The sequence below is a fragment of the Nitrosococcus wardiae genome (assembly GCF_004421105.1).
Lineage (GTDB): Bacteria > Pseudomonadota > Gammaproteobacteria > Nitrosococcales > Nitrosococcaceae > Nitrosococcus > Nitrosococcus wardiae.
Map to the genome: position 1 here is coordinate 1,657,893 of NZ_CP038033.1, position 16,123 is coordinate 1,674,015.

Genomic DNA, 16,123 nt, shown 5'->3' on the forward strand with positions numbered 1-16,123 from the left:
CAAATCTGACAGCGGTCAGACAACTAGGGTATAATTGGTACTGTTAGCTAACAGCTAATTTATGGTTCATACTTAAGAAGCTTCAGATTGTAAAATCGTCCCATGATTAACTGTGCTTTGTTGTTACTGGACATAAAAACTGGTAGCGTCTCCCGTTTGGGGTAGTGGGCAGAGGTCTGTTTGACCATGCTCGCCAATATTGACGTAACATCATAAAGAGTTCCAGCCACACCCGAACCCGGCGCGGCGCCGCCGGCTAGCTGACTGCGGGGTGGGACGGTGAGATCGGAAAAATTTTTCCACCGCCGGCGAGACGCTTGAAGGCGGTTCTGCGACCGCATGAGGGCGCACCTCGTTCGCCTCATTGAAGGGTAAGGGGGGGTTTTGCACCAGTGCTCTAGCCGGTCCATCTTCTAGGGCACGTAGGGCACGGCTAGAGCTGTTTCCCTCACCGAACCGATTTGCCCCGGGGAATGCCACCAGTGATATTCAGGCCCTATGCCAGAACATACCCTACTCCTTTAGCCCTGTGCAAAAGCTCTCCTGCCCCCGTACCCGGTTCAATGGGAAGGCATTAGCTCATGGCAATAATACAGGAGACTTAATATGGATTCCAGTCAACTGAGTTATTATAGCGTGCCGATTCCTCTAACGAGCATAGATGCCAACCGATAACTCCCTAATAAAGCTTCAGAATTTGCTTAACGACAGCAAATGCTATGAAACAGTCCGCGAGTTACACTGCCCGAAGGCATTGATTGCCCGCACCGCCACTCGAAAGCGATCATCAAGCGAAAGAGTTTTGCTCAGATGTAGCCAGCCCGTCAAAAGTATCGCTGCTCAGCCTACAAGCGGTACTTTGATGATTTGACCGGGTGGTATTTGTCGGCCACCTTCAACCATTGCAGGTGTGAATACTGTGTTCGTCTTTGTACTTTGTTGCTAAAGGAGGGAATGGAATATAATGAAAGGAGTGAAGGCTATTATTGCTATGCGCGTTTAAGTTGACACGACAAGGGGGAGAGGTTAGCTTTTTATCTATTGAATACCCAGTGAGCTAGGAGGAAGTGAAAATGCCCGCCCCTTACTCGAATGATTTACGTCAAAAACTGATCACCTGCTATGAGCAGGGAGAACTGAGCCAGGAGGCGGTGGCGAAACGGTTTTTGGTTTCGGTGAGGACCTTCAAGCGGTGGTGGAAGCGCTACCAGGAACGTGAGCGCATTGCTCCGGAGCCGATGGGGGGCTGGGTGGAGCCGAAGGTCGATGAAGCCGGGGGGGCTCAAATCCGAGCGTGGCTCAAGGCGCGGCCGGAGTTAACGCTGGTGCAGCTGTGTGAACGCTATGAGCGCCACTTTGGGGTATCGATGAGCCGAAGTGCTATGGACCGCGCGTTGAAGCGGCTGAACCTCACGCGAAAAAAAAGACGTTCTATGAGCCCACGCGCGAGAGCGAGCCGGTCCAACGACAGCGGGCCGCCCATCAAGAACGCCTCTGCGCGTATGCCCCCGAAGAGCTGATTTTTCTCGATGAAATGGGGGCGGTGTTAAACCTGACTTTAGAATACGGTTGGGCTCCCAAAGGTCAGCGGGCCTATGGGGAAAAACCCACTTCTCGGGGGCAACGCATTAGCACCCTCGGGGCGCTTTCCTCCCCGGGGCTGGTCACGGCCATGTGCTTTGAGGGCACTTTAAACGGGGCCGTCTTTCTCTATTTCTTAGAGCATTTCTTGTGCCCCCAACTCAAACCAGGCCAGTGTGTGATTTTGGATAATGCCGCCGCCCATCACGTCGAGGGGGTCGCTGAACTCATTGAGCAAACCGGTGCTGAACTCCTTTATTTACCTCCCTACTCCCCTGATCTTAACCCCATTGAAATGGCCTGGTCCCAGGTGAAACACCGGCTCCGAAAAGCCCAAGCGCGAACCAAAAAAGCCTTATATGAGGCCCTCGCTCAGGCCCTCCACACCCTTACGCCAGAGCAGGCCAAAGCCTATTTGGGGCATGTGGGCATCCGGGACTAACCTCATACGCAAAGGCGCGATGGGCTTCTTTATTCTCCAGACTAAAGTGTCGACCTAAACGGGAAATGCTGTAGATATTACTCTCATGATTCAACGTCTTCCTATCGAACTGGCCCCTGAAGCAGAGGAGTTAACCGCGCCGGCGATCTGTGGAGTGTTGGCCATTGATGAGATGGGTGATCGCAAGTGGGGAGCAAAAACGGCCCATGTGGGGAGACACTATTTGGGGTTGATGGGCAAAGTGGAGAATGGCGTGGTGACAGTGCACGCCTTGTGGGCGGATGAGCGGCTGTATAAGTGAAGTGACTGAGGAGTATCTGTGTTTTGTATCTAGAAAGGGCGCATAGCCGTAGATGAACAGAACGCGGTTCCAAATCAGTTGGAGATGGTAGCCTTGCTGCCGGATGAATTAGATCTTGAACGGGGCGACAGCATGTTCTAAACGGCGGCCTGTAGAGCACGCACTTTTAGGTTTCGGACCTCGCATAGTTTCCCCACCAATTTTTAGCATACTAGGCAGAGTTCAACAAACATTTGGAATGCAATAAGCAAACTAGTATCTACGCTATTGCATTTCTACGTGGCCCTCTGGAAGCCAGGTACGGGGGAAATAAAAATAGGGGGTAGCTGGAAGCCGCCCCCCTATCTCTATCTAATGCTCCCCCTTAATTACTCCCTTTTTAGAAATCAGGCGAGCTTACGGCGCCGCCTAATGTGGCTAACACTAATCAAGCTAAGGCCAATACCCAGGAGGGCAATACTCGCCGGCTCAGGAACAGCTTGGGTGTTGAAGCTTGAATTGGCATCAGCCTCAAAGTGAAAATCTTCAGGCCCCTGACCTAAGCCATTGATACTGTCAGGCCCGTAGACCGGGGTATTACCCGCTACAGACAGCTCGGGATTAATGTTATCAAAGGGATCTTCCAAGGTCGCATTCAGCAAAAACTCGATAATGGTATCATTATTGATACCTTGAAAGAAGGTAGGATTAAAGAAGCCGATAGCCGCCTCCACCGTCGCATCTCCGCTACCTTGCACCGTTCGTATTCCCGGCAGATCATTGTTTCCGAAACCATCGAGCGACTGGATATTATTATTTGCCGAACCGCCAGTTAAGCTAAAACCAGCACCCAATATTGTTGGATTTACGCTAGCGGACAGGATCAGCGTGCCATCGTCATATCCCAACCCGCTGTTCCCGGTTATCCCGTCTGCATTGGTGGTGCCAGCGCTAAAATCATCATACCAGATATTCACTGTTCCGCCACTATGGTTAAAATCAACGGTGTCGGCAATGCCGTCTCCGTCGATATCGTTACTATCGGCAACTATCTCGTTAAGGGAGATTTCGTAAGTAATCTCGAATGGCCCCGCAGCTCCAGTTGGTATATTTGTAACGCCGCCAGTACCGCTCACTGAGGTAAGTTCGGATTGAATGAATGTTGTGAAAGTACTGTCATCGGCCAGTGGTATGGCATCGACTGCCAGAGCATTGCCCGGAAGCCAATCGAGGCCATCAACTGGCGTGAAAACGCCATCTTGGTCAAAATCGAAGCCAATAGTGTCTGCAACGACCGGCATCGCAACTGATAGTGATAAGGCAGCACCTACGCTGCTAGTAATTAGTTTCTTCTTAAACATTTCTGCAGTCTCCTCGCTATAATGGTGAAACTATTGACCTTATGTATGGACCGCTTAAATTAAAGCAATGTCTCGGATGAAGCGCTCCAAAATACTAGCGTGTTACTAGCATGTATAAAATGTAGCAAGCTTGATGCCAAGAGATTTATTTTTTTATATCTCAAGGTATTAAAGATAAATAATAAATTTTCTTGCCCCTGAGGAGGGCACATCTGTAAAGAATAATGATATCGCTAGTTATATTCTTGCTTTCTTAACTTTGGCTAAAGAGCCTCGTGAGATACCTGGCGATAATAAAGGTGAGCATCCCTGCCATCTGGTATTCCATGATTAAGCTCTGGCTAAGGTGAAGGTGTTTCCTAGGGCAGGAGCTTTAAAAAATTCCCGGCTTTTTTGTCCGCACTTTTTTATTCCCATGAAAGCGAGGGCAGCTAGAAAGCGGAGATTTGAGGTTGCTCCTGGCCACCTTTTATTCAATTATCACCTAGTCAATTTACGCAAACCCTTTAGTTATCCAATGCTTGGAGCAGAGTATGGGCTTCCTTTTCCTCGGCAAAGGGTTGTTTCGCATCCAAGAGATCATTAAGCACTTGCCGGGCCTGCGCGTTCTCTTCATTACGGGCTAGGGCCAGGGCAAAATGATACCGAATATCTGGGTTCTCAGGTGCCTTTTCCGAGGCTTTCCTTAGCAGGCGCAAGCCTTGTTTTATCTTACCTTTTTCAAGGAGTAACATTCCCAAGGTGTCCATGATTGGAGGGGTATTAGGCGCGAGTTCCATTGCTTTTTCAGCATATTCTAAAGCCTTCGACGGATCGTCTTGCCGCAACAGCCAGGCCAGATTATTAAGGGCTACCACGTTGTTTGGCGATTGCTCAACTACTTTAGCAAAGGCGAATGCTGCCTCTTGCTCCCGTTTAAGCGCCATGTAAAGGTTAGCCAGGTTAAATTGCGCCAATCTATCCTCTGGATGCTTTTTCAACCAATCTTCTAATGTCGCTAGGCTCCCATTTTGATTTCCTGCCTGGAACTGGGCAAGCGCAAGATTGACAATTACCTGACTGGTGGGAGAGTGCTTCAGCGCTTCCTTAAAGACTGCTACTGCTCCCTGAGGCCGGTTTTGGCGCATGGCCAACCACCCTTCCTGAGCTAATACCTCTGGATGTTCCGGATAAGCTTGCTTCAGCTCCTGGAACAGCTTATTAGCTTCTTTGGGTTTATTCTCCTGCATCAGCAGGCGGATCATGGCGATCTTGGAGAGGGCATGGTTGGGATCCAGCTTAAGCGCTTGATCAATCGCTTCCCGGAGCTTATTCCGGTGGTTTTGCGCGGAGTAAGCTTTGGCCAGGAGATAGTGGGCTTGGGCCGATTGGGGTTGAACTTCCACTAATTTCTGGAAAGTTCCCACCGCACTGGCGGCCTGGTTGGTCTCCAATTGGGCTGTTCCCATGACGGACAATAACGCTGGATATTGGGAATAACGGCTTTGGACCCCTTGCAGGAGTGCGAGGCTGCGCTCTGGTTCGCCTTGTGCCAAATAGTGGCGGGCCAATATTAACCGGGGCTCCAAGGCTCGAGGGTTTTCCTCCATGGCCTGTTCTATCCAGATTTTGGCTTCTTTAATCCGCCCCTGCCGGGAGTCCAGGGCACCAAGTTTGAGTAAGGTACGGAGGTGCCCAGGGTGGTGTTCCAAGGTTTGTTGATAAAGAGAGCGGGCTTTCTCTATTTCCCCTTTTTGGAGGGCCAATACCGCCAGGTTATGGGTGGCGGAAGGATTGCCCGGGGCGATTTCCAGGGCTTGTTGAAAGGCCTCCCGGGCCTTGCTCTCTTCTTTTTTTCCTAGATAAGCCAGGGCCACCAAATTAAGCGGAAGGGAACTGTCCGGCTTCTTTTCCTTGAGCCGTTGGGCCGCTTTTAGCGCTGGGTCGAATTCCCGTGCCCGTAAGTGACCCAATACCACTAGAAGATCTGCCTGGGGTAGTTGGGAATTTGAATCTAGTGCAATGGCTTTTTCTAGCTTTTCGATACCCTGTTCATGTTCCCCGGAGAGCATGAAACTTAGGCCCAGCTTCATGTAAGAGGCGGCGGACTCTGGGGATTCGGCCAGAACTTTTTGGAAGTAGGAAGTACTCTCTTTAAGTTTACCTTGTCCGAGGACTGCGTTCCCCATTAAATCTAGGGTTGCCACATCACTGGGGTGCCGTGTCAGCAGGGGCTCCAGTACTGATCCAGCACCGGCAAAGTCGCCCCGGCGAAGTCGGACTGCAGCGAGTACCTTTGCAGTCTGATCGGATTGGGGGAAGCGAGCCAAGAACCGGCTTAAGTGCCGTTCGGCTTGTTCAAGTTGGCCTTGCATATAGTGGGAGAGGCCGGCATAAAACACCGCCGGCATGTAGTCCCGCTTCTGATTCAGGGATTTTTGGAAGGCTGCCAGGGCTTCAGAGTATTTTTGTTGCTGGAAGTGCAGTAATCCTTGGGCGTAGGCACCTCCTGGGTGATTGGGCGCCCGCCTATTGAGGGTTTTTAAATCGTTTTCCGCACCATCATAGTCTTCCAGATAAATCCGTACCAACGCTCGGTTGAGCAGATCGGGGGCATTGTTAAGGCGGTGGGTAATGGCTTCCCCATAGGCCTGTTCAGCCTCCTTGGTATTTCCTTGAAAACGATCGAGATCGCCTAGCAGGCTCCAGGCGGGTGCAAAGTTAGGCGTAGCTTGGAGGACTTGGTCAAGCCATTTCCGGGTCTCCTCCAGGCGGTTCTGCGCGGCGGCAATCCGCGCCTTTCCAAAGCCAGCTTCTGGGGTATCAGGGCTGATAGAAAGGGCGGAATCATAGAATTTTTCTGCTTTTTCAAGCTCACCTAATTCAAGAGAGGCATGCCCTCGTAGGGCTAGCAGTTTAGCCTGTTCCTTTTCGGGAAGTCCTTGGGGATCGACCGGATCATCAAGTACCTGCTGAAATTTACCTTGGAGGAGTCTAGCTTGGCTGAGGGGAGCCGCGACAGTTTCGGGGGATAGACCAAGCTTAAGGGCTTGCCGCAATTCTTTTTCGGCGGCGGCCCCATCACCCACTTTTAGGTAAACCCGCCCGAGCAGTTCCCGAGCTTCAATATTGTCTGGTGTTTTCTGCAGGGCATTTTTCAGCTCAATAATGGTGGCTCTTATTTTTCCTTCACCTTGGTATTCTTTAGCACGGATGATGTGTTCTTCTGGGGTGAGTCTAGGTCCCGTATTGCAGCCTGTTACAAGGGCAACAGCCCATAATAAGGAGTAGGCTAGGATGATAGGGTGCAGTGGTGAGCAAGACATGGGCAACCTCGTAGCTTATAAGCTAAGTATTAAATTACATTTAACAAATTTTTCGAGCAGTACACCCCATTCCTTTAGGAAGGGAGGATGCGCTTTTTGATCCAAGAGCTAGATGTTAAAGCGAATACCCTCAGGTTGACTGCTTTGCGCTTAGATTTCTGGATAGTTTAAGCAAGCTCTTTAATTATTCTGGTCACTAGAGCAATTAATGTAGCTAATATTGTGTCTATCCGGAAGGGGATTTAAGCTCATCCTTTGTTAGGAAAATATCGCCTGAGGCATTTATTCTTGGGTAGGGGATAATGCCAACTCATCGTTTACAATGCTTTGGTGTAAGATTTTTTGACGCTTCTCAGCAGATTGGAGCAGCTTTCATAAAGAGGCCATTCAGGTACGTATATAGTATTTCCCGAATAAAGGGAGAGACGAATATCGACGTAGCAGGACCTTAATTTCTCAATCTAGCCGTATCTCTCCTATAAAGAAAGTATCGAGTATATTAAAAACCATCTGGGGAATAGTTTTGCTAAGCTTAACCTAGGCAAATCTCCAGAGGTGCATGGGATCAAGCTCCGCGAGCCTGTGGTGCGGGTAGAGAAAGAGCTTATGAATGCCCAATGCCTAAAGAATCAGTTTTTAACACCGTTAATCAAGTAGTCGATGGGCTTTATTTAAGGTGTAAATAAAGCTGACATGTCACCACTAAGACACAAAGAACCCAAATAAAGAAGGGATTTGAATAAGCTGAGAGATTGTTTTTCTTTGTAGTGACTTAGTGAATTATCCAGATTAGTGTGCTAAAAGTTTGGTTTACTAAAGTAAATAGGTGATTTTACTGACTCGCCAGACTATAGTCTAAAGGAATAGAATTAAGAGGGTAGCGTGGTATCCCAATTGAGGGTGTCATCAGAACCTAAACCCTTTCAAAAAAAAGCAATAATTTTTTCATAATAACAAAAGCGTTTGCTGCTAATCTCTTATGAAGAATCAGACACAATATCCACGCCAGTGGGAGGAGGGGGCATTTGAATGTGCCTAAGGTGTAAGGTTATTCCTCCATCACTAATGTTTCTTGTGGTGCTCCTGACAAGCCTAGCTCTCCTTGGTTGTGGCCCTAAATTGCCGCTGGCACCCGCCGTGGTGATAGACGAAGGAGAAACCCCCTTTTACATCATTGGACCGGGTGACACTGTAGAGATTTTTGTCTGGGGGAATCCTGAAGTTTCCACCGGTGCTCCGGTCCGACCGGATGGCCGTATTACGGTCCCCTTAGTGGAAGACTTACAGGCCACTGGCAAGACTCCGACTGAATTGGCGCGGGATCTGGAACAAGCCTTGGCCCGTTATATTCGGACGCCCGTGGTGACGGTCATGGTGGGTGGCTTTGTCGGGCGCTCTAGCGAGCAAATTCGTATCGTAGGCGAGGCGACTGAGCCTCAAGCTCTTCCCTATAGGGAGAAAATGACACTCCTTGATGTAATGATTGCGGTGGGGGGGATTACAGAGTTTGCCGAGGGTAATGATTCCGTTATCGTGCGTACCATCAATGGGGCAATGTCGCAGTACCGGGTGCGGATTGAGGATTTAATTAAGGATGGGGACATTACCGCCAATGTGCAGATGCTACCGGGGGATGTGTTAATTATTCCCGAGGCCTGGTTCTAAGGGTAAAGACGCCATGCATGAGATTTGGCTAAAGATATATGCTTATTTGCGTGGCACCTGGCGCTTTCGTTGGTATGCCATTGTAGTGGCATGGCTCATCGCCATCATAGGCTGGCCCCTAGTGTTCCAAATGCCTGATCATTACCAGTCTTCGGCCCGTATCCATGTGGATACTGATTCGCTGCTACGGCCCTTGTTACGGGGCTTAACAATTGAGCCTAATCTCCAGCAGCGGCTAGATCTGATGACCCGGACTCTGCTGAGCCGACCGAACTTGGAAAAGCTCGCCCGCATGACCGATATGGATCTCACCGCTAAAACTCCAGCGCAGATGGAAGCCCTGCTTAATCGACTTGAGAGCGGCATCCATATAGGAAGTGGCCGAGGGCACAATATTTATACGATTTCCTATAAAGACAAAGATCCCCAGCTTACCAAGGATGTGGTTCAAGCGGTGGTCACCACCTTTATGGAAGATGCCTTGGGAGCGACAAGGCAAGATAGAGACAGCGCCCAGCAGTTTCTGGAACAACAAATCAAAGAGTATGAAAATAAGATCCGTGCTACGGAAATGAAGCTGATGGATATGAAGCGCAAGTACAAAGGCTCGATGCCTGGCGAGCTTGTCGATTACTTCCGGCAACTGGAAAACTTGGAAGGTCGGTTGCAAGCAGCACACACTGAATTAGAGGTAGCTAGAACGCGGCGGGATGAGCTTGAGCGCCAGCTCAGCGGGGAGCAAGCTCTAGCTGCCTCTGGATCAAGTCCTATCGATACCCGAATTCGCTCCTTAGAGAAGAAGCTGGACGATCTGTCATTAAGGTACACGGAAAAACATCCTGATGTGATAGCAACGAAAGAGGTTATCGCTACGCTGCGCCAGCAAAAACAAGCTTTTATTGAGGAAGGAAAAAGTGGGGAAGCCTTATCGAAGGACAATCCTTTTTATCAGCAACTGCGAGTAGCGTTGGTGACTGCAGAAGGGGAAGTTGCTTCTCAAGAAGCGCGGGTGGCAGCTTTGGAAGAAGAGATGAAGCAGGTGCGAGGATTTATTGACAACATGCCTAAGCTTGCCCTAGAAATTTCGCAATTAAAGCGGGACTATGGCATTAATAAGAGAAATTATCATACGTTGCTAGAGCGCCAAGAATCGGCAGAAATGTCAGAGAGGGTGGAGCAATCTACAGATAATATCCAATTTCGTGTGATTGATCCGCCGAAGGTGCCGTTACGCCCTTCAGGTCCTAATCGCCCTGTGTTGCTATCCCTAGTTTTACTAGTGGGGGTTGGCGCAGGGGTGGGCGTTGCCTTTCTCCTCTCCCAACTGAAACCCACCTTTACTGACCGTAATGAGTTACAGGAACTTACCCAGTTGCCTGTTTTGGGGAGCGTATCGGTGCTATGGACACGGCAAGCGTTAATTAAGCAGCGGGTCAGATTAGCGGCGTTTCTTTTCTCCTCCAGCTTGCTTGTCGTTGCCTATGGGTTAGTTATGTCAGTAGATTTTTTTGATATCAAGATATTTAAGGTAATAGGGATTTAACGTTTTGGGGAAGAATAGCGAGCCCAGTATGGACAGTATAGAAAAGGCGATGCAACGCATGGATGCAGGTCTAGGGGAAGAAGTCTCTGCTGGGGATAAATCGTCTCCTTTTCGTAGCATGAAAAGAGGCATAACAGAGGATACCCCTACCCACGAGGCGCCGTCTAAATCAAGATCAAAAACATTGCAATTGGATCTTGAGATGCTTCGTACGCGAGGTTTTGTCACGCCCGATCTCCCCCGCAGTCGAGCGGCAGAAGAATACCGCTTGCTCAAACGACCTATTTTGAAACGGGCGCTTGGCCACAAATTGGCACCGGAAAGTGAACGAAGTAACCTTATTATGGTGACAAGTGCTGTGGCAGGAGAGGGCAAAACTTTTAACACCTTTAATCTTGCCATGAGCATGGTGATGGAGTATGACCACACGGTCCTACTCATTGATGCGGATCTCCTCAAACCCCAGTTGACACGTACCCTCGGTCTTGAAGGGCAGCGTGGCTTAGTGGACGTACTTTTGCACCCCGAGTTGGATCTAGGGGAGGTGATGATACGGACCGATATCCCCAATTTTAGCGTGGTACCAGCCGGCCAATCCCATTCCCGAACGACAGAGCTGCTCGCTAGTCAACAAATGGACAAACTGGCTGAGGAAATCTCCCGACGCTATCCGGAACGGATAGTCATTTTTGATACTTCGCCACTGCTAGCTACTAGCCAGCCAAGCGTCTTGGCGCATATCGTAGGACAAATAGTGTTGGTCGTGGAAGCCGAACATACTCCTCAAAGAGCTGTGGTTGAGGCCCTATCGCTACTTGATCGGTCTAAGCCTATTTGGATGGTACTGAACAAAAGTCGTGAGCTATTTGGTTCGGGAACTTCCGACCGTTATTATTACTATGGCTATAGCTGAGAGCTTATGGGCCCGCAGACGATTAAAGCTGGGTTCTTTGTTAGTCATGGTGGTTTGTGGGTTTTACTTGCCTGGAAGTAAGGGAGCAGAGTGGATATTTACCCCGCGGGGGAGTGTAGCGACAATTTACACGGATAATATCTTCCTAGCCCCTGCCGATGAGGAAGAAAGTGAGTTTGTCGTCCAAATCACACCCGGGTTTCTCTTGCAAGGCATCGGTAGTCGGTTCGACTTAGATTTAAACTACCAGGCGCAGAATTTATTTTTTGTCCGTGAGAGCGGCCGGAGTACGACCTTTAACCAGTTGCAAAGTCAGGCAACGGCTGAGCTCTATGAAAATCTCTTTTTTGTGGATGCTCGGAGCACTATAAGCCAGCAAATCATTTCAGCTCGGGACCGTGTCACAACGGGTAATCTTCCTATTACAGGTAATCGCAGTGATGTAATTACTTTTGGTGTGAGCCCCTATCTAAGAAACGATTTTGCGGGCTATGCGGAAACAGAACTGCGTTACACTTTTGATACTGTCCGGATTGAGCGGGGAGCTTCGGATAGCCTTTCCCATAGGGTTAATTTTGATATCAACAGCGGAGAGCGATTTACGCGCTTACGTTGGAATGGTCAGTACCGTAGACAACAGATTAACCGAAGCAACGGGGATGAGGCCCTATTCAGTCGTGGCTCGGATGTGCGATTTGAGCGCGCCTTTGGTTTGGTTGGTTACCAACTAACCGACGAGTACAGCCTGCTCGCTGAGGCGGGATACACCAACAACGATTTTAGAAGTAGGCGGAATATTCGTAATGGCTTTTTTTGGGCGGTAGGTTTAGAGTGGCGACCATCGCGGTATTTCTCTGCGGAAGCTTTGTATGGTCCCCGCAATAAGCGAGCACGTATCACTTTTTCACCCCATGCCCGTGTTTCTATGGAGCTCAATTGGCGGGAACGTGATGTGGGATTAAACCCAGGGACGGTTTTTAATGGGTTTCTGCGTTACCGTAGGCGGCATAGCAGTTGGGAAGCCCGCTACTTTGAAACGACTAACACGATTCAACAACTCTTAACTGAGCAGCAGGTCTTTGCGCGTGAAGATCCCCTGACTGGTGAACCGATTATTGGACCGGGGGGAGAACCCATTTTAGTAGATCCAGATATCTTTTCCCTAACTGACGAAGTCCTTGTCCGCAAAAGATTTCAGCTGACCCAAACTTATACCAAGGGGAGGACCTCTTTGCGGTTCTCTGCTTTCAAAGAAGAACGTGAGTTTGGGGAAACTCTCAGAACACAAGACGGCTTTGGCGGTAATGCAACTTGGACTTGGCGTTTTGCTAAGCGGATGCGTTCTAATTTGCGGCTGTTTGCTCAAAATATCGAGTTTTCTGAAGATGACCGCAGTGACCTGTTTTGGTCTCTACAGGCTTCCCTTACCCGTGATCTCAGCCGTCAGATGCAGGGAGCTGTAATTTTTCAACACAGTGAGCGAGAATCTACCCAAGGTGGGCGTGAATTTCAGGAAAACAGGGTGACTGCCCAGGTGACTTATACTTTTTAGAGCATTTGAGGCGTGTAGCTTGCTCTGCGCCTCGTATAAATTCACCACCTAGACGCCAAAGCACATGAAAAGGTAAGGAGTCAGCATAAGTCAATGGACAGCCCAGCGATTAAGGTAATGTGTGTAGTAGGTGCACGCCCGAATTTTATGAAAATTGCGCCAGTGATCGCCGCATTGCGTGAAGTAGGTCTGGGGGTGCAATTGGTGCATACGGGGCAACATTATGACGTTGCTATGCAGCAGCAGTTTTTTGAACAGTTGGGCATCCCGCAACCGGATATGGATTTAGAAGTGGGATCGGCTAGCCATGCGGTACAGACTGCTGAGATCATGCGGCGCTTTGAACCTGTGCTGGATTCAGAACAGCCCCATACCGTGCTAGTTGTCGGCGATGTTAATTCCACGGTAGCTTGCGCTTTAGTGGCGGTCAAAAAAAATATTCCCGTGGTACATGTGGAGGCCGGCTTGCGCAGTTATGATCGCTCCATGCCTGAGGAAATCAATCGAGTATTGACTGATCAGATCTCTGAACTATTGTTTACCACTGAGGCCGCTGCTGCTGATAACCTCCGGCGCGAAGGGATTGATAGCTCACGAATTCACTTTGTTGGCAATGTCATGATAGATACCTTGTATAAAAATTTAGAAAAAGCGATACCCGCTAAGCAGACTTTATCAGCAGCTTTGGATTCCCATGTTCTCCTTGACAATGGCTTTGCCGTATTAACATTACATCGGCCTTCTAATGTAGATGAGCCTGGGATATTAACAGACCTATTGAATACGATACTTAAGCTTAGCGAGCATTTACCCATAGTATTTCCTGTCCACCCTCGCACTGCGGCACGGATTGATAAAATAGGGATGAAGGGGCTTTTTGATTCTGGTCGTATCCTCCGTCTGTCTCCGTTGGGTTATCTTGAAATGTTAGGTTTGATGCTGTCGGCAAAAGTGGTGCTTACTGATTCGGGAGGCATGCAGGAAGAAACGACGGCGTTAAATATTCCTTGCCTTACCCTGAGGGAAAACACGGAACGACCGATAACCGTATTACAAGGCACCAATACCATTGTGGGTACTGACCCCGAACGTATCGAACAAGCTTTTGATAAAGCTCTGTCAGAATATCAAGGTGAGACTAAAATTCCCGATCTTTGGGATGGGCGTGCGGCCCAGCGTATTGGCCAGATTATGAAGCAATGGTTAGCTTAAGGTGCTGGCAGCGTTTGAAAGTACACAAAGAATATTAGACAAAACCTCTTTTTAACCTTTGTGTTCTTGGGGTGCATAGTTAACAAAATTTAACAGTTACAGTTGGTAGGGTGTGCAGAGTATGGCGATGCGCACCTGAATGGGAAGTGAATCGGTGGGTTTGCCCCTGTGGGCGAGCTGCGCACATCCCGATTCGCCCTCGACGAATCGGTCGCGGTACTCAATTTACCCTACAAGTAAGATGAGTGCTCTCAGACTATTTTTTTGACGCCCTTTGTTTGCAGGGAGGGCGGTAGCGTGCCTGGGATGGGGAGGTAGATAACAGAGTGGTCATGCAAAATGCGATGACGGTGGATGTGGAAGATTATTTCCAGGTCTCGGCCTTTGAGAACATTATCGACCGTAAAAATTGGACCAAACTTCCCTGCCGGGTCGAGCAAAATACTGATCGAACACTAGAATTATTCGCTGAACATAATGCGCGGGCCACATTCTTTATGCTCGGATGGGTTGCGGAACGCTATCCAGCCCTGGTACACCGTATTGTGGATGCTGGGCATGAGCTCGCTAGCCATGGTTATGCCCATGTACGAGTTACTCAGCAGGATCCTAAAGAGTTTCGAGAGGACGTGCTACGAACTCGAAAATTGCTGGAAGATACAGCAAGCACTTCGGTGATTGGTTACCGGGCAGCAAGCTATTCCATTGGTCGTCATAATCTGTGGGCCCATGAAGTATTGGCTGAAGTGGGCTATCGTTATAGTTCCAGTATTTACCCCATCTACCATGATCTCTATGGTATGCCAGAAGCGCCTCGTTTTGCCTTTTATACTCACCAAGATAGGCTTTTAGAAATCCCCGTCAGCACAATGAAGTTGGCAGGACGTAAACTACCTTGTGGTGGGGGCGGCTATTTTCGTCTTTTTCCTTACTATTGGTCCCGCTGGGCACTGAGGAGAGTCAATCATCAGGACGGTAAACCTTGTGTTTTTTATTTCCACCCGTGGGAAATTGATCCCCAACAACCGCGCATACCAGGAATTAATCTCAAGACCCGAGTTCGCCATTATCTTAATTTGAACCGCATGCAGGAACGGCTTGCCTGTTTGCTACGGGATTTTCAATGGGGGCGGATGGATCAGGTGTTCTTAGAGCAACAGAAATAAAGGTGTCAGGCTTACTACTCTTTGTACGGATATGTGGCTAAAAGCAGAATCTAGGATCAATGATATAGAAACGAGAACCATGGAAGTTCGCCGGTTGATCCCTGAGACTGTTGGCCGCTGGGAAGCTTTCGTCGAGCATTGTCCCGAGGCTACTTTTTTTCACCGTTCCGGCTGGAAAAATGTGATTGAACAGGCTTTCGGGCATCAGACCTATTTTCTCTATGCAGAAAAAGAAGGGGAAATTGAGGGGGTTCTCCCCCTGGGGCATATCCGCAGCCGGCTTTTTGGCAATGCCTTGATTTCAACTCCATTCTGTGTCTATGGCGGTATCGCTGCCGTTAGTCAGGCAGCCCGAACCGCACTGGAAAAGGCTGCTGAAGAGCTGGCGGTTCAGCTGAATGTGGATTACCTGGAATTCAGGAACCGCTCCCATTCTCAGACTCATTGGCCTGTGAAAGAACTTTATGTCACTTTCCGTAAGACGATGGATCCGGATCCTGAAAAAAACCTTCAAGCTATTCCCCGCAAGCAACGGGCCATGGTGCGCAAAGGAATCCAGGCTGGCCTGGTGAGTGAAATCGATGATAACCCAGAGCGGTTTATTGCGGCCTATTCGGAAAGCGTTCGTAATCTGGGGACGCCGGTATTCCCACGAAAATACTTTCAGATTATAGGTAAAGAGTTTGGCAACGATTGTGAAATGCTCACTGTGACCAAGGGTGGCCGCACTATCAGTAGCGTACTGAGCTTTTATTTTCGTGATGAAGTGCTTCCTTATTATGGTGGTGGTACAGAGGAAGCGAGACGGTTCAAAGGCAATGATTTTATGTATTGGGAGCTTATGCGGCTTGCCTGTACTCGAGGTATCCGGATATTTGATTATGGACGCAGCAAAAAAGGCACCGGCTCTTATAGTTTCAAGAAAAATTGGGGATTTGAGCCAGAGCCTTTATTTTATCAGTATCGACTAGTCAAGGCAGACAAAATGCCGGATATTAATCCCTTAAATCCTAAATATCGTTTGTTTATTGCCCTATGGAAACGTTTGCCGCTGCCTGTGGCTAATATCATTGGCCCTCAGATCGCCAAGAACCTGGGGTAGC

The 16,123-nt window shown here is 49.0% G+C and carries 12 protein-coding genes and 1 pseudogene; 10 read left to right on the forward strand and 3 right to left on the reverse strand.

Annotation, left to right across the window (positions count from 1 at the left end; genetic code table 11):
• Positions 1-59: 59 nt before the first annotated feature.
• Entirely contained in the window at positions 60-341 is a 282-nt protein-coding gene (locus E3U44_RS08080) for a hypothetical protein (RefSeq protein ID WP_134357667.1), read from the reverse strand.
• Positions 342-1,073: 732 nt separating this feature from the next.
• On the opposite strand from E3U44_RS08080, the pseudogene E3U44_RS08085 reads away from it, so the two are divergent.
• The 3 genes and pseudogenes from E3U44_RS08085 to E3U44_RS08095 form a co-directional block, all read left to right on the forward strand.
• A pseudogene (locus tag E3U44_RS08085) lies at positions 1,074-1,385 on the forward strand (helix-turn-helix domain-containing protein); the annotation flags it as partial.
• The gene (locus E3U44_RS08090) at positions 1,364-2,023 is read left to right on the forward strand and encodes an IS630 family transposase (protein ID WP_134357485.1); all 660 of its coding nucleotides are present in this window, start codon (positions 1,364-1,366) and stop codon (positions 2,021-2,023) included. The pseudogene E3U44_RS08085 and the gene E3U44_RS08090, both read left to right, overlap by 22 nt.
• 85 nt (positions 2,024-2,108) lie before the next feature.
• Positions 2,109-2,324: a transposase gene (locus E3U44_RS08095; protein WP_134357668.1), complete on the forward strand. Its 216-nt coding sequence runs from the start codon at positions 2,109-2,111 to the stop codon at positions 2,322-2,324.
• Positions 2,325-2,710: 386 nt separating this feature from the next.
• Here E3U44_RS08095 and E3U44_RS08100 read toward each other — a convergent pair whose 3' ends face one another.
• Positions 2,711-3,664 carry a PEP-CTERM sorting domain-containing protein gene (locus tag E3U44_RS08100; protein ID WP_134357669.1) on the reverse strand — a complete coding sequence of 318 codons (954 nt, stop codon included), beginning with the start codon at positions 3,662-3,664 and terminating at the stop codon, positions 2,711-2,713.
• 506 nt (positions 3,665-4,170) lie between these two features.
• Entirely contained in the window at positions 4,171-6,969 is a 2,799-nt protein-coding gene (gene prsT / locus E3U44_RS08105; RefSeq protein ID WP_134357670.1) for an XrtA/PEP-CTERM system TPR-repeat protein PrsT, read from the reverse strand.
• A gap of 1,065 nt (positions 6,970-8,034) precedes the next feature.
• Between prsT and E3U44_RS08110 the strand changes: the two genes are divergently transcribed.
• The 7 genes from E3U44_RS08110 to E3U44_RS08140 all read left to right on the forward strand — a co-directional run bounded on the left by E3U44_RS08110 (position 8,035) and on the right by E3U44_RS08140 (position 16,122).
• Positions 8,035-8,634, forward strand: coding sequence for an XrtA/PEP-CTERM system exopolysaccharide export protein (locus tag E3U44_RS08110; protein ID WP_134357671.1), 600 nt, complete (start codon positions 8,035-8,037; stop codon positions 8,632-8,634).
• Between the two features lie 13 nt (positions 8,635-8,647).
• On the forward strand, positions 8,648-10,177 hold the full coding sequence (locus E3U44_RS08115) for an XrtA system polysaccharide chain length determinant (protein WP_134357672.1): 1,530 nt from the start codon (positions 8,648-8,650) through the stop codon (positions 10,175-10,177).
• A gap of 28 nt (positions 10,178-10,205) precedes the next feature.
• Complete coding sequence (locus tag E3U44_RS08120; RefSeq protein ID WP_134357673.1) at positions 10,206-11,090, forward strand: XrtA-associated tyrosine autokinase; 885 nt, start codon at positions 10,206-10,208, stop codon at positions 11,088-11,090.
• The gene (locus tag E3U44_RS08125; protein ID WP_134357674.1) at positions 11,035-12,642 is read left to right on the forward strand and encodes a TIGR03016 family PEP-CTERM system-associated outer membrane protein; all 1,608 of its coding nucleotides are present in this window, start codon (positions 11,035-11,037) and stop codon (positions 12,640-12,642) included. Before E3U44_RS08120 ends, E3U44_RS08125 begins: the two co-directional genes overlap by 56 nt.
• Before the next feature lie 93 nt (positions 12,643-12,735).
• Positions 12,736-13,854 carry a non-hydrolyzing UDP-N-acetylglucosamine 2-epimerase gene (gene wecB / locus E3U44_RS08130; protein WP_134357675.1) on the forward strand — a complete coding sequence of 373 codons (1,119 nt, stop codon included), beginning with the start codon at positions 12,736-12,738 and terminating at the stop codon, positions 13,852-13,854.
• A 332-nt stretch (positions 13,855-14,186) separates the two neighbouring features.
• Entirely contained in the window at positions 14,187-15,020 is an 834-nt protein-coding gene (locus E3U44_RS08135) for an XrtA system polysaccharide deacetylase (protein WP_240761778.1), read from the forward strand.
• Positions 15,021-15,051: 31 nt separating this feature from the next.
• The gene (locus E3U44_RS08140) at positions 15,052-16,122 is read left to right on the forward strand and encodes a FemAB family XrtA/PEP-CTERM system-associated protein (protein ID WP_134357676.1); all 1,071 of its coding nucleotides are present in this window, start codon (positions 15,052-15,054) and stop codon (positions 16,120-16,122) included.
• Position 16,123 lies beyond the last annotated feature (1 nt).